The sequence below is a fragment of the Azospirillum lipoferum 4B genome (assembly GCF_000283655.1).
Taxonomy (GTDB): domain Bacteria; phylum Pseudomonadota; class Alphaproteobacteria; order Azospirillales; family Azospirillaceae; genus Azospirillum; species Azospirillum lipoferum_C.
In genome coordinates, this window is the sequence record NC_016585.1 from 197,231 (window position 1) to 211,147 (window position 13,917).

General features: G+C 67.0%; 12 protein-coding genes. 9 read left to right on the plus strand and 3 right to left on the minus strand.

The window, feature by feature from the left end; genetic code table 11:
* Window positions 1–11 precede the first annotated feature (11 nt).
* On the minus strand, window positions 12–581 hold the full coding sequence (locus AZOLI_RS14650) for a TetR/AcrR family transcriptional regulator (RefSeq protein WP_014187945.1): 570 nt from the start codon (window positions 579–581) through the stop codon (window positions 12–14).
* A 90-nt stretch (window positions 582–671) separates the two neighbouring features.
* On the minus strand, window positions 672–2,399 hold the full coding sequence (locus AZOLI_RS14655) for an AMP-binding protein (RefSeq protein ID WP_162488208.1): 1,728 nt from the start codon (window positions 2,397–2,399) through the stop codon (window positions 672–674).
* Between the two features lie 200 nt (window positions 2,400–2,599).
* Between AZOLI_RS14655 and AZOLI_RS14660 the strand changes: the two genes are divergently transcribed.
* The 7 genes from AZOLI_RS14660 (at window position 2,600) to AZOLI_RS14690 (ending at window position 11,328) form a co-directional block, all read left to right on the plus strand.
* Window positions 2,600–3,496, plus strand: coding sequence for an ABC transporter ATP-binding protein (locus AZOLI_RS14660; protein WP_014187947.1), 897 nt, complete (start codon window positions 2,600–2,602; stop codon window positions 3,494–3,496).
* Window positions 3,496–5,442, plus strand: coding sequence for a long-chain fatty acid--CoA ligase (locus AZOLI_RS14665; RefSeq protein WP_014187948.1), 1,947 nt, complete (start codon window positions 3,496–3,498; stop codon window positions 5,440–5,442). Before AZOLI_RS14660 ends, AZOLI_RS14665 begins: the two co-directional genes overlap by 1 nt.
* Window positions 5,443–5,628: 186 nt before the next feature.
* The gene (locus tag AZOLI_RS14670; protein WP_014187949.1) at window positions 5,629–6,516 is read left to right on the plus strand and encodes a branched-chain amino acid ABC transporter permease; all 888 of its coding nucleotides are present in this window, start codon (window positions 5,629–5,631) and stop codon (window positions 6,514–6,516) included.
* Window positions 6,517–6,523: 7 nt separating this feature from the next.
* Window positions 6,524–7,597, plus strand: a complete 1,074-nt coding sequence (locus AZOLI_RS14675) for a branched-chain amino acid ABC transporter permease (protein WP_014187950.1) — start codon at window positions 6,524–6,526, stop codon at window positions 7,595–7,597.
* A 53-nt stretch (window positions 7,598–7,650) separates the two neighbouring features.
* Entirely contained in the window at window positions 7,651–8,943 is a 1,293-nt protein-coding gene (locus tag AZOLI_RS14680) for an ABC transporter substrate-binding protein (RefSeq protein WP_014187951.1), read from the plus strand.
* A gap of 90 nt (window positions 8,944–9,033) precedes the next feature.
* Complete coding sequence (locus AZOLI_RS14685) at window positions 9,034–9,888, plus strand: ABC transporter ATP-binding protein (protein WP_014187952.1); 855 nt, start codon at window positions 9,034–9,036, stop codon at window positions 9,886–9,888.
* Window positions 9,889–10,098: 210 nt separating this feature from the next.
* Complete coding sequence (locus AZOLI_RS14690; protein WP_014187953.1) at window positions 10,099–11,328, plus strand: phenylacetate--CoA ligase family protein; 1,230 nt, start codon at window positions 10,099–10,101, stop codon at window positions 11,326–11,328.
* 144 nt (window positions 11,329–11,472) lie between these two features.
* Here the strand turns inward: AZOLI_RS14690 and AZOLI_RS14695 are convergent, their stop codons facing one another.
* Window positions 11,473–12,096 carry a glutathione S-transferase family protein gene (locus tag AZOLI_RS14695; protein ID WP_014187954.1) on the minus strand — a complete coding sequence of 208 codons (624 nt, stop codon included), beginning with the start codon at window positions 12,094–12,096 and terminating at the stop codon, window positions 11,473–11,475.
* Between the two features lie 340 nt (window positions 12,097–12,436).
* Here AZOLI_RS14695 and AZOLI_RS14700 point away from each other — a divergent pair, with 340 nt between their 5' ends.
* Complete coding sequence (locus tag AZOLI_RS14700; protein WP_014187955.1) at window positions 12,437–12,826, plus strand: response regulator; 390 nt, start codon at window positions 12,437–12,439, stop codon at window positions 12,824–12,826.
* Between the two features lie 116 nt (window positions 12,827–12,942).
* Entirely contained in the window at window positions 12,943–13,884 is a 942-nt protein-coding gene (locus AZOLI_RS14705; protein ID WP_014187956.1) for an SDR family oxidoreductase, read from the plus strand.
* The last annotated feature ends 33 nt before the right edge of the window (window positions 13,885–13,917 follow it).

The following is a 13,917-nucleotide window of genomic DNA, read 5'->3' on the forward strand; positions in this document are numbered from 1 at the left end:
CGCGATCCGATCTAAGCGGCCGTCTGCGCCTCCGGCACCAGCACGTCGGCGCAGATCGCCCGCACCACCTCCGCCCGGTCGGCGGCGGCGCCGGGGGCGAGCAGCCCCTGGCCGAAGGCGAAGGCGTAGAACAGATAGGCGCGGGCGAAGGCCTGATCGGGGGCCAGGCCCAAGGCCGCGAACAGGCCGGCGACGCTGTGCAGGCGCTCGCGGTCGACCTCGGCAATGACGTTTTCCGCCTCGGGATCGCGGCGCGCCCAGTCGCGCACCGCCAATTCTATCGCCATGCCGCGCGGCTTGCTGCCGCCATAGAGTGCCAGCAGGTCGCGCAGCTGCTGCGCCGGTTCGCGCCCGTCCAGCCGGGTCTGTTCCTTGATGGCGGCGATGCGGCCCAGCTTCCAGCTGTCGAGCAGGGCGTTCATCAGCTCGGTGCGGTCGCGGAAATGCCAGTAGAAGCTGCCCTTGGTGACCTTCAGGGCCTTCGCCAGCACCTCCACCCGCACCTTGTCGACGCCGCCTTCGGCCAGCGCCGCGAAGGCGGCGGCCAGCCAGGATTCGCGGTTCTTCGTCTTGGATTCCATACCCGTCCTTCGCGCTCCCCCGGCGTCCGCCGCCGCATTCCGCCGCAGCATTCTGAAGGGCGATCTATACCCGAAAACCGGTGCCGCTGCCTATTCGCCCTGCTGCATCTGGATCGCGTCCGACGCCCGGCCGCGGTAATGGATGTTGCCGTCGCCGTCCAGGAAGGCGCGGTCGCCGGTCAGGTAATAGCGCCGGCCGTGGCGGAAGCGCTGGGCGGTGCGTTGCGGGTTGTTGGCATAGGATTCGAACCAGAACAGCGGCGAATGGTCGACGTCGATGGCGAGTTCGCCGGCGCCTCCCGCCGGCGCCTCCCGCCCGTCGGGGTCGAGGATGACGACGCGGAATCCCGGCATCGGCCGGCCGAGCGAGCCGCTGGGCGGCTGGGCGGCCTCCCCACCGTCGGCCCCCTCGGATTCGTAACGGCCGATTCCGTCGGGATCGTAGCGGTTCACGATGAAGATGCCGGTCTCGCGCTGGCCATACTGGTCGAGCAAGGGGACCTTCACCGTCCGGTTGGCCCAGGCGATCAGGTCGGGCGGCAGCGGTTCGCCCACCACCGACAGGATACGCAGCGCGAACTGGTGCGACACGCCGGGATCGGCGCCGTGCCAGGCGCGGATCTGCGACGGCGCGGCGGTCAGGTTGGTGACGCCGAACTTGGTCAGCATGCGGTAGCCCTGCCGCACGTCGTAGGGGCCATCGCAGAAGATCGTCGTCCGCCCCAGCAGCAGCGGCCCGACCAGCCCGTAATAGGCGCCATAGGCCCAGCCGGGATCGGCCATGTTCCAGTAGATGTCGTCGTCGCGCAGATCGAGGCCGATGCGCATGTACTGCTCGATCCCCGACAGCGCCTTGACCGGCAGCGAGACGCCCAGCGGCGTCGGCTCGGATTCCGACGTGTAGATCAGGGCGAAGGCATCGCCTTCCCGATAGCGCGCCACCTCGGCCAGAGGGGCGGCCTCGTGCAGCGACGACCAGAAGGGCACCGCGTCGGGACCGAAGGCCTCGTCGCCCTCCACCGTCACCACCGGCCGGCTGTTGTCGCGCGGCACCTTTCGGCGCAGGAAGCCGTTGGTGACGATGGCCCGGGCATCGCTGTCGGTCAGCCGGTAGGCGACCGCCGATGCGGTGTAGGTGGTGAACAGCGGCATATAGACGCCGCCCAGCCGCCAGATCGCCAATGCCGTGATCAGCAGCTCCGGTCCCTTGGGCAGCAGCACCGCCACCCGGTCGCCCTGGCCCACCCCCATGCCGGCCAGCACCGTCGCGAAGCGCGCCGAATCGTGGGCGAGGCGGGCGAAGCTCAGCTCCGTCGTCTGTCCCGCCACGCTTTCATGCAGCAGCGCCGCCCGCGCGCCGTCGGCGGTGCGGACATGACGGTCGCACAGCAGGGCCGCCAGCGCGATGGACTCGCCGCGATACTCCGGCCGCAGGAAGGCCGACGGCCTCACCATCAGGGCCGGCGGCATCTCCGCTGGCGCTGTTGCTTCCGGCGGCTGGGGCAGGGCAGGGGTGGGGGGAGCCGGCCGGTGCCGCAGCGCCGCCAGATCGCCCAGCGCCACCAGATCCGGCCCCAGGTGATAGCGCTTGCTGCGCCCGTCCTGCTCCACCAGCCCGTCGCGTGCCAGCGCCATCAGCAGCCGGTGGGCGGTCGCCTTCGACAGCCCGACCGCGGCCATCAGGTCGGCCAGCCGCGCGCCGTCGGTGCCGGCGTCGGCGACCGCGCGCAGCAGGGCGATGGCCCGTTCCAGGCTTTGGGTGCCGCCCGCCCCGCTCGGGGCCGCGGGAGGTGTGGCGATGTCGGCGTGACTGCTCATGAGGTCCATCATATGGACCAAGCGGCGGCTTGTCGCGTCAAAAAACATGCAATGGCGGAATGTCAGTGTTGAAAACAGACAAGAACCCGGTATATAGTGCGGAAGTTGCTCATGAAACGGTCCACAATATGGACCTCGCCGGCCACCGAAGAGCCGGGTCGTGACCCCGAGAAGCGGTACCAACAGCAACGGAGGAGGAAATGTCAGGCGCGCCCGTCGCACCACACCCCGGCCCTGGCCAAAATTCCCCTGGCCAAAAGTCGCCCACCACCCAGGCGGAGACCATCTTCGAGGCTCGGGGCGTCAATCTGCGCTTCGGGGGCGTCCATGCGCTGACCGACGTCAGTTTCGGCATCCGTAAGGGCGAGTTGTTCTCGATCATCGGCCCGAACGGGGCCGGCAAGACCTCGATGGTCAACTGCATCTCCGGCCGTTACCGGCCGACCGATGGCAAGGTCTATTTCAAGGGCCGCGACGTGACGGGGATGACCCCGAACCATCGCGCCTCGCTCGGCATCGGCCGCACCTTCCAGAATCTGGCGCTGTTCGGGCACATGACCGTGCTCGACAACATCATGGTCGGCCGCCACCACCTGCTGAAGAACAACTTCCTGACCGGGCCGCTCTATTGGCTGACCGGCGCCAGGAAGGAGGAGCTGGCCCACCGCCGCGAGGTGGAGGAGATCATCGACTTCCTCGAAATCCAGCATGTGCGCAAGGCCACCGCCGGCACGCTGTCCTACGGCCTGCGCAAGCGAGTGGAACTGGCCCGCGCCATCGCGCTGAAGCCCGACCTGATCCTGCTGGACGAGCCGATGGCCGGCATGAACCTGGAAGAGAAGGAGGACATGGCCCGCTACATCGTCGACCTGAACGAGGAATTCGGCATGACCGTGGTCATGATCGAGCACGACATGGGCGTGGTCATGGACATCTCGCACCGGGTGATGGTGCTGGAATTCGGCAAGAAGATCGCCGAAGGCAGGCCGGAGGAGGTCCTGGCCGATCCCCGCGTCCGCCGCGCCTATCTGGGCGAGGACGACGAGGAGGAGGAGCCCGTCGCCGCCGTTCCGCCGGCCCGGAAGGAGGTCGCGTGATGGCCGCGCTTTCTCATCTTCCCGATCTGGCCGTCTACGACACCCTGCCGAAGCTGGTGGCATTGCACGCCCGCGACCATGGCGGCGAAATCGCCATGCGCGAGAAAGATTTCGGCATCTGGCGGACCTTCACCTGGGACCAGGTGCAGGCCCGTGTCCGTGCCTTCGCGCTCGGGCTGACCAAGCTCGGCGTCGTGCCGGGCGAGGTGGTCGGGCTTCTCGGCGACAACCGCCCCGACTGGGTGATGGGCGAGGTCGCGACCCACGCCGTGCGCGGCTACAGCCTGGGCATCTACCGCGACGCGCTGGACGAGGAGGTCGCCTACCTCATCACCTATGCCGACGTGAAGGTGGTGTTCGCTGAGGACGAGGAGCAGGTCGACAAGCTGCTGAACCTCGCCGACCGGCTGCCGACGCTGCAGCACATCATCTATTCCGACCCGCGCGGCATGCGCAAATACCATGACCTCCGCCTGATGCCGGTCACCGACCTGATCCGCATGGGCGAGGAGCTGCTGGCCGCGCAGCCCGACCTCTACGACCGCATGGTGGCGGAGACCAAGGGCGAGGATGTCGCCATCCTCTGCACCACGTCGGGCACCACCTCGAACCCGAAGATGGCGATGCTGCCGGCGGGGCGCCTGATCCGCCATGTCGCCAGCTACCTGTCCGCCGATCCCAAGGGGCCGGAGGACGAGTATGTCTCGGTCCTGCCGCTGTCCTGGATCATGGAACAGGTCTATGCCGTCGGCATGGGCATCGTGTCGCGGATGCGCGTGAACTTCGTCGAGGAAGCCGAGACGATGATGCACGACTTCCGCGAGATCGGGCCGACCTTCGTCCTGTTCGCCCCCCGCCTGTGGGAGGCCATCGCCGCCGACGTGCGCGCCCGGATGATGGATGCCTCGCCCTTCAAGCAGAAGATGTACGAACTCGGCATGAGGCTGGGGCTGGAGGCGCTGGCGAAGGGGCAGCGCTCGGCGATGGCCGACGCCATCCTGTTCAAGGCTCTGCGCGACCGGCTGGGCTTCACCAACCTGAAATCGGCGGCGACCGGCGGCGCGGCGCTCGGTCCCGACACCTTCAAGTTCTTCCAGGCGCTCGGCGTGCCGCTGCGCCAGATCTACGGCCAGACCGAGACGATGGGCGCCTACACCGTCCATCGCGGCAACGACGTGGATTTCGACACGGTCGGCGTGCCCTTCGACGACGGCATCGAGGTGAAGGTGATCGACGCCGACCACAACGGCGTCGGCGAGATCGTCACCCGCCACCCCAACATGTTCGCCGGCTATTACCGGAACGAGAAGGCGACCGTCGCCGACATGCGCGACGGCTGGATGCACACCGGCGATGCCGGTTTCTTCGACAAGAAGGGGCATCTGGTCATCATCGACCGCATCAAGGACATCGCCACCACCGCACACGGCGACCGCTTCAGCCCTCAATACATCGAGAACAAGCTGAAGTTCAGCCCCTATGTGGCCGAGGCGGTGATCCTGGGCGACAAGCGCGAGTATCTGTCGGCGATCATCTGCATCCGCTTCTCCATCGTGTCGAAATGGGCGGAAAAGAACCGCATCGCCTTCACCACCTACTCCGACCTGTCGTCCAAGCAGGAGGTCTACGACCTGCTGCGGGCGGAGGTGGAGCGGGTGAACCAGACGCTTCCGGAGTACCAGCGCATCTCCAAGTTCCTGCTGCTCTACAAGGAGCTGGACGCCGACGACGGCGAGCTGACCCGCACCCGCAAGGTGCGCCGCGGCGTCGTCGCCGAGAAATACGGCACCATCATCGACAGCATCTATGCCGGCCAGCCGAAGATCGACGTCGACACGACCATCGCCTTCCAGGACGGCACCAAGCAACGCATCCGCACCACGCTGACCGTCATCGATCTGGCTCCGGCCGCCGCGGCGAAGAAGCCGCAGCCGGTGGCGGCGTGAGGAGAGCGCGATGCGAACCGCAAACATCACCCTCTCCCGCCCCGGGAGAGGGAGGGGACCCGTGCGGAGCATGGGGAGGGTGAGGGGGCCGGCAAGAAGCGGGCGCCCTGATCCTTGCAGCACCCTCACCCGGCCCTTCGGGCCACCCTCTCCCGGGGCGGGAGAGGGACAGAAAGAGGCCACGCCATGACCCTTCTGTTTCAGCTTCTCGTCAACGGCCTGATCGTCGGCGCGCTGTATGGCGTGGTCGCCATGTCCTTCGTGCTGATCTACAAGGCCAGCCGCATCGTCAACTTCGCCCAGGGCGAATTCCTGCTGATCGGCGCCTGGACCTGCTGGTGGTTGCTGACCAGCTGGCAGCTGCCCTTCTGGATCGGCTTCCCGATCACGCTGGTCTTCATGCTGGCCTTCGGCGTCATCCTGCAGATCGTCGTGCTCAGGCCGATGATCGGCGAACCGATCATCTCCGTCATCATGGTGACCATCGGCCTGTCCATCGTCTTCCAGGCGGCGATGAAGTGGATGTTCGGCGTCTTCGCCAAGCCCTTCCCGCCGATCTTCGCCAGCCCCACCATGAACCTGTTCGGGCTGGAGGTGCAGACCGTCTACGTGATGTCGCTGCTGATCTCGATCCTGATCATGGCGGGCTTCGGCTGGTTCTTCAAATACTCGCGGACCGGCCTCGCCATGCGGGCCACCGCCTTCGACCAGCAGGTGGCGCAGTCGCTGGGCATCTCGGTCCGCCACATGTTCGCGATGAGCTGGGCGATCTCCGCCATGGTGTCGGCGGTGGCCGGCGTCACGGTGGGCGTGGTCAACGGCGTGTCGTCGGCCTTGTCCTTCTTCGGCATCAAGGTGTTCCCGGCGGTGATCCTGGGCGGTCTCGACAGCGTCATCGGCGCGGTGGTCGGCGGCCTGATCGTCGGCGTGCTGGAGAACATGGCGCACTACCTGGACAGCCAGTGGCTGAACTGGGGCAACATGTACGAGATCGCGCCCTTCTACGTCCTGATCGCCATCCTGATGATCAAGCCCTACGGCCTGTTCGGCACCAAAGACATCGAGCGCGTGTGAGGCCCAAATGGCGAACATCAGCATCATCCCGAGCGGCGATTTCAAGACGTCCTACGGGACCGACACCACCATCTTCCCGACCAAGACCAGCCGCAACTTCGCGATCCTGGGCGTGGTTCTGCTCCTGGCCTGCCCGGCCTTCATGGATCGCTACTGGCTCAGCCTGCTGATCCAGATCGGCTATCTCGGCATCGCCGCGCTCGGCCTGAACATCCTGGTCGGCTTCACCGGCCAGATCTCCATCGGCCATTCCGCCTTCTTCGGCTTCGGCGCCTTCGCGTCGGCCTGGCTGAACAACAGCCTGGGCGTTCCGGTGGCGCTGGCCATCCCGCTGGCGGGCGTGGTCACCACCCTGGTCGGGCTGCTGTTCGGCATGCCGGCGGCGCGGCTGAAGGGCCTGTATCTCGCCATCGCCACGCTGGCGGCGCAGTATATCCTGCAGGACTTCTTCGCCCGGGCCGACTGGTTCACCGGCGGCACCGCCGGCACCATCGCCGAGCCGCTGACCATCTTCGGCTTCGCCTTCGACACCGACGAGCGGTACTTCTACGTTGCCCTGGTGGCGCTGGTGGTGATGTATATCCTCGCCACCAACCTGATGCGGACCCGCGACGGCCGCGCCCTGGTGGCCGTGCGCGACCATTATCTCTCCGCCGAGATCATGGGCATCAACCTGACGAAGTACCGGACGATGTCCTTCGGCATCTCCGCCTTCTACGCCGGCATCGGCGGCGCCCTCTACGCCCATTACCTGCAGTTCGTGTCGGTGGAGGGCTTCACCATCCTCTTCTCGATCCAGTTCCTGGGCATGATCATCATCGGCGGGCTGGGCTCTATCATGGGCACGCTGATGGGCACCGCCTTCATGGTCTTCCTGCCGGAGGCGATGCAGGCGCTCACCAAGCTGGTCAGCGGCACCGCCATCGATACCGCGCTGAACCTGAAGGACAACATCGCCTTCCTGCGCGAGATGTCGATCGGCCTCGTCATCATCTTGTTCCTGGTGTTCGAGCCCGACGGGCTGGCCCACCGCTGGAAGCAGATCAAGGCCTACTGGAAGCTCTATCCCTTCTCGCACTGAGTTTCGACGCTTTGCCGGTCAACAAACAGAACAGAATGGGGAGTCAACGCACCATGTCGATCAAGACCGCGCTTTTCGCCACTTCGGCCCTCCTGCTGGCGACCACCGCCACGGGCGTCACCTCCGCTTGGGCCGACATCCCGGTCGGCCATCTGGCGGACCAGTCCGGCGCCACCTCCGACGTCGGCGTGCCCTATGCGCAGGGCGTGGCGGATGCGCTCGCCTACATCAACTCCAAGGGCGGCATCAACGGCACCAAGCTGGCCGTCGACACCGTCGACTACGGCTATCAGGCGCCGCGCGCCATCAGCCAGTACAAGAAATGGTCCTCGGGCAGCGACAAGATCGCAGCCCTGCAGGGCTGGGGCACCGCCGACACCGAGGCGCTGACCGGCTTCGTCGGCAAGGACGAGATCCCGGCCTACTCCGGCTCCTACTCCGGCCACCTGACCGACCCGACCGGCAAGGGCCCGCACGGCTCCAAGCCGGCGCCCTACAACTTCTTCTACGGTCCCTCCTATTCCGACGCGCTGCGCGGCATGCTGATGTGGGCGGCTGAGGACTGGAAGAAGCAGGGCGGCCAGGGCAAGCCGAAATACGTCCATATGGGCGCCAACCACCCCTATCCCAACGCGCCGAAGGAAGCCGGCGAGCAGCTGGCCAAGGAGCTGGGCTTCGAGGTGCTGCCGGCCGTGCAGTTCGCCCTGACCCCCGGCGACTACACCGCCCAGTGCCTGACGCTGAAGCAGTCCGGCGTCAACTACGCCTATCTCGGCAACACCGCCGGCTCCAACATCTCGGTGCTGAAGGCCTGCCAGACGGTCGGCGCCAAGGTGCAGTTCATGGGCAATGTCTGGGGCATGGACGAGAACGCCGCCAAGGCCGCCGGCGCCGCCGCCGACGGCGTGGTGTTCCCGATGCGCACCGCGGTCACCTGGAACGGCGACGCGCCGGGCATGAAGACGCTGAAGGACATTTCCAAGATGTCCGACGCGGCCGGCACCGCCTATCGTCCGGTGCACTACATGGCCGGCGTCTGCACCGCCTTCATCATGAAGGAGGCGATGGACTGGGCGTCGAAGAACGGCGGCGTCGCCGGTCCGAACATCCGCAAGGCGATGTATCAGAAGAAGGACTGGGTCCCGGCCGGGCTGGAGGGGGTCTGCGTTCCCTCGACCTGGACCGAGAACGACCACCGCGGCATGACGGCGGTCAACATCTACCGCGCCAAGGTCGGCGGCGACACCGGCGCCGGCGTGGACGAGCTGGTCAAGGCCGGCACGATCAAGCTGGAGAAGCTGACCACCGTCGACGTCCCGCGCAAGCCGGAATGGCTGGGCTGGTAAGTCCTTGAGTACCCGGCGCCCCCGTACGTCATCGGCTGGGGCGCCCCCCTTCTTCCGACCGGTTCATCTTTCGGAAAGTTCAGGTGCCGCATGCAGACCACCGCCACGGCCGCTTCGACCAACGCTCCAGTTGTGCCGCCCGTCACGGCTGCGAAGCGGATGATGCTGTCCGTCAACAACATCGAGGTCGTCTACAACGACGTGATCCTCGTGCTCCGCGGCCTCAGCCTGGAGGTGCCGGAGGGGGAGATCGTCGCCCTGCTGGGCGCCAACGGCGCCGGCAAGTCGACGACGCTGAAGGCGATCTCCGGCCTGCTGAAGACCGAGGACGGCGAGGTCACCCGCGGCGACATCACCTTCAACGGCGAGCGCATCAACGGCATCGACCCCGACCGGATCGTCCGCAAGGGCATCTTCCAGGTGATGGAGGGCCGGCGCATCATCGCCGATATGACCTGCCTGGAGAACCTGCGCCTCGGCGCCTACACCCGCCGCGACAACGGGGTGAAGGACGACCTGGACATGGTGTTCAGCTATTTCCCCCGGCTGAAGGAGCGCACCGGCCTTGCCGGCTATCTCTCCGGCGGCGAGCAGCAGATGCTGGCCATCGGCCGCGCGATGATGGCAAGGCCGAAGCTGATCCTGATGGACGAGCCCAGCATGGGCCTGTCGCCGTTGATGGTGAAGGAGGTGTTCAGCATCGTCCAGCAGATCAACAGGGATCTGGGCGTCACCATCCTGCTGGTGGAGCAGAACGCCCGCATGGCGCTGCAGGCCGCGACCCGCGGCTACATCATGGAAAACGGCAAGGTCGTGCTGGACGGCACCGCCGAAGAGCTGCGCAACAACGAGGACGTGAAGGAATTCTACCTCGGCGGCGGCAACGAAGAGCGCAAGAGCTTCAAGAATTTGAAAAGCTTCAAGCGGCGCAAGCGCTGGATTTGACTGCTTTGCCCCCTCCCTAACCCTCCCCCGCTCTCGGCCGGCCGAAGGCCGGTCCGATCGCGGGAGAGGGGACTGCCGCCATTTCCTTGCAACACTCCCGCAAGCGTCCTGCCCCCTCTCCCGCGGAGCGGGGGAGGGATGGGGAGGGGGCAAAGAGGATGGCAGAGCAATGCGCGTCACCTCGGCCGACCCCTGAACGGACGAACGACCATGACCGACTTCTACGACGACCTCGAAACCCGTTCCTCCGACCGGCGCGAGGCCGAGCAGTTCGCGGCGCTGCCCGCCCATCTGCACCACGCCAAGGACAACGCCCCCTATTTCCGCCGGCTGCTGGCGGAGATCGACCCGGCGGCGATCCATGACCGCGCGTCGCTCGCCACCCTGCCGGTGACGCGCAAGGCCGACCTGATCGCGCTGCAGCAGGAGAATCCGCCCTTCGGCGGTCTGGCGGCGGTGGAGATCGGGCGGTTGGCCCGCGTCTTCGCCTCGCCCGGCCCGATCCACGATCCGGAGCCGCATGGCGTCGATCCCTGGCGCAGCGCCCGTGCGCTGTTCGCCGCCGGTTTCCGCGCCGGCGACCTCGCCCACAACTGCTTCGCCTATCACCTGACCCCGGCCGGCTCGATGTTCGAGACGGGCGCGCACGCCGTCGGCTGCGCCGTCATCCCGGCCGGCACCGGCAACAGCGAAATGCAGGCGCAGGTCGTCGCCAGCCTGAAGCCGCGCGGCTATATCGGCACGCCCGACTTCCTGAAGATCATCCTGGAGAAGGGCGACGCGCTGGGGCTCGACGTCTCCTCCATCCGCATCGCCGCCGTGTCGGGCGGCCCCTATCTGCCCGACGCCCGCGCCTTCTACGAGGCGCGCGGGCTGGAGGTCTACCAGAGCTACGGCACCGCCGACCTCGGCATCGTCGCCTACGAGACCACCGCAAGGTCGGGTCTGGTGGTGAACGAGGGCTGCATCGTCGAGATCGTCCGCCCCGGCACCGGCGACCCGGTTCCCGACGGCGAGGTGGGAGAGGTGGTGGTGACCATCTTCAACCCGGCCTATCCGCTGATCCGCTTCGCCACCGGCGACCTGTCGGCGGTTCTGCCGGGAACCAGCCCCTGCGGCCGGACCAACATGCGGCTGAAGGGCTGGATGGGACGCGCCGACCAGACCACCAAGGTCAAGGGCATGTTCGTCCACCCCGGTCAGGTCGCCGAGGTGCTGCGCCGCCATCCCCAGATCTCCCGCGGTCGCCTCGTCGTCGGTCGCCAGGACGCCAGCGACACCATGACGCTGCGCTGCGAAGCGGAGGAGAGCGGAGACGATCTCGCCGCCGCCATCCGCGAGACGCTGGCGGCGGTGACCAAGCTGAATGGGAAGGTGGAGTTCGTGGCGCCGGGGAGTTTGCCGAATGACGGCAAGGTGATCGACGACACGCGGGGGTGAGTGTCGCAGCTCTGCCCCCTCCCCAACCCTCCCCCGCTCTGCGGGAGAGAGAGTCAGCGTTTGAGCGGCGGAGTTCCCTCTCCCGCGTTAGCGGGGGAGGGTTAGGGAGGGGGCACCTGCCGCCGGCACCCCGTCACACTTGCCTCAGCACTCCGCGTCCGCAGACGGCATCAGCTCGTACTGCGGCTTGTAGCCGGGCTGCGCGCGGATGCGGTCGGCCCAGGCCTGGACGTTGGGGTAGTCCTTGGCCTCGATGGCGGATTCGTTCAGCAGGTCGATCCAGGGGAAGGCGAAGATGTCGGCGATGGTCAGCCGGTCGCCCTCGATGAAGCTGCGGCCGGCCAGATGCTCGTCGAACAGCTTCATGCCGGTGGCGGCGGAGGCGTCGAGCCAGGGCAGGGCGTTGGCGTCGCCGTTGAACTTGCGCACGGCGCGGGCGCGCTGCACCGGCAGAAGCACGTCGGCCAGCCAGCTCAGCCATTCGGCGAGCCGCAGCTTCTCGGCCTCGTCACGGCCGCCGAACTGCCCGGTCTGTTCGGCCAGATAGGTCAGGATTACGCTGGATTCGGAAATCGAATGGTCGCCATGCACCAGCGTCGGCACCCGGCCGAAGCGGTTGATCGCCCGATAATCCGCCGATTTCTGCTGGCCGTTGCGCAGATCGACATGCCGGTACTGGAACGGGATGCCCGCCAGCCGGAAAAACAGTGCCACGCGGGTCGCCGGCTGGGAATTCACATTGCCGTAGAGGATGAAGGGCGCTGTCACGATGCTCTTTCTCCCTGGTTTGCGGACCCGGATGGTCCCCCCGGATGATCCTGCGGACGTTCGATCTCCGGCTTTGCCGGGAGGATGGCCTCAACCGGGCCGGTGACGCCAGAGGAAAGCGCTGCTCCAATAGTCATGGCACGGCTGCAACAAGCCTCGCACACCATCGGTGTGACTGCCCCTCTCCGAAGCTGTGGGCGGCTTGACCGGCGAAACCAAAAGCCGTAGACAATGAGTTATATGCGAAATGCCGCATGGATATGCCGTATGTGGTCCTGTGCGCCGGCCGGCGCCGCATGGCCGGCCGCACGGGGCGCGGAACCAAGGTCCGGATGGCAAGATGGTGGACACGGTCGACAAGACGCGGACGATCCTGGTGGTCGAAGACAATGTGCTGATGCGCAAGCTCTTCGTCCGCTGCCTGGAGGAAGGCGGTTTCGCCGTGGTCGAGGCGTCCGACGCCACGTCGGTTCTGTCGCTGATGCGCGAGACGGCGCCGGATCTGGTGGTGATGGACATCGTCATGCCCGGCCTGTCGGGGCTTGAGCTGATTAAGCAGATCCGTGCCGATGGCGACCTCGCCGCGACGACGGTGCTGGCCGTCACCAACCTCGCCACCCCCGCCGACAAGCGCCGGCTGGCCGATGCGGGATTCGACGGCCATGTCTCCAAGCCGATCAAGCCCAAGGAGTTCCAGGCCACCGTCGCCGGTTTCCTGACTGCCGCATGACCGCTGTCCAGGCAGGGATCACCCGTCTTCCGTGATGTCCGCTATGGCGTGAGATCCGCCAAGCCGGCGCCTGCGGAAGAACCACCACACACGCAAGAGCGGAGGGAGCTGCAGCGATGGCGCGTTATCTGGTTACCGGCGGCTGCGGCTTCATCGGCTCGCACCTGATCGAGCGGCTGCTGTCCGCCGGACACGAGGTGCGGGTTCTGGACGACCTGTCCACCGGCAAGCGCGAGAACCTGCCCGCTTCCGTGCCGGTGACGGTCGGCGACGTCGCCGACGCGGCGGCGGTGGAAGCGGCGATGGCCGGCTCCGACGGTGACGGCGTGGACGGCTGTTTCCATCTGGCCGCCGTCGCCTCCGTCGACCGCTCGCGCGAGGCGTGGCTGGAAACCCACCATGCCAACCTGTCCGGCACCATCGCCGTGTTCGACGCCGCCCGCCGCGCCAATGCGAAGGGGCCGGTGCCGGTGGTCTATGCCTCCTCCGCCGCCGTCTATGGCGACAATCCGGCCATGCCGCTATCCGAGGATGCGGCGACCCGCCCGCTGTCCGCCTATGGCGCCGACAAGCTGGGCTGCGAGCTGCATGCGCGGGTGGCTGACATCGTGCATGGCGTGCCGACCACCGGTTTCCGCTTCTTCAATGTCTATGGCCCGCGCCAGGACCCGAAATCGCCCTATTCCGGCGTGATCTCGATCTTCGCCGGCCGGATCGCCCGGGGGGAGCCGATCACCATCAATGGGGACGGCCAGCAGGTGCGGGATTTCATCTTCGTAAAGGACTTGGTGCGATATCTGACGGCTGCGATGGACACTCCAAGGTCCGGCGCACCGGTCTTCAATGTCTGCACCGGCCGTCCGACCACGGTGAACCGGCTGGCGGAGGTGCTGGGGGAGCTATCGGGCCGTCCGCTCGACCGCCGGTATGGACCGGCGCGGCCGGGCGACATCCGGGTGTCCATCGGCGATCCGTCGCGCCTTATCGCCGCCTTCGGCATGAGCTGCGACACGGCGCTGGAGGACGGGCTGCGCGAGACGCTGGCGTGGCTCGGTTGACCGCTCGGGTCGGATGAGCGTCGAGAGGGGTTG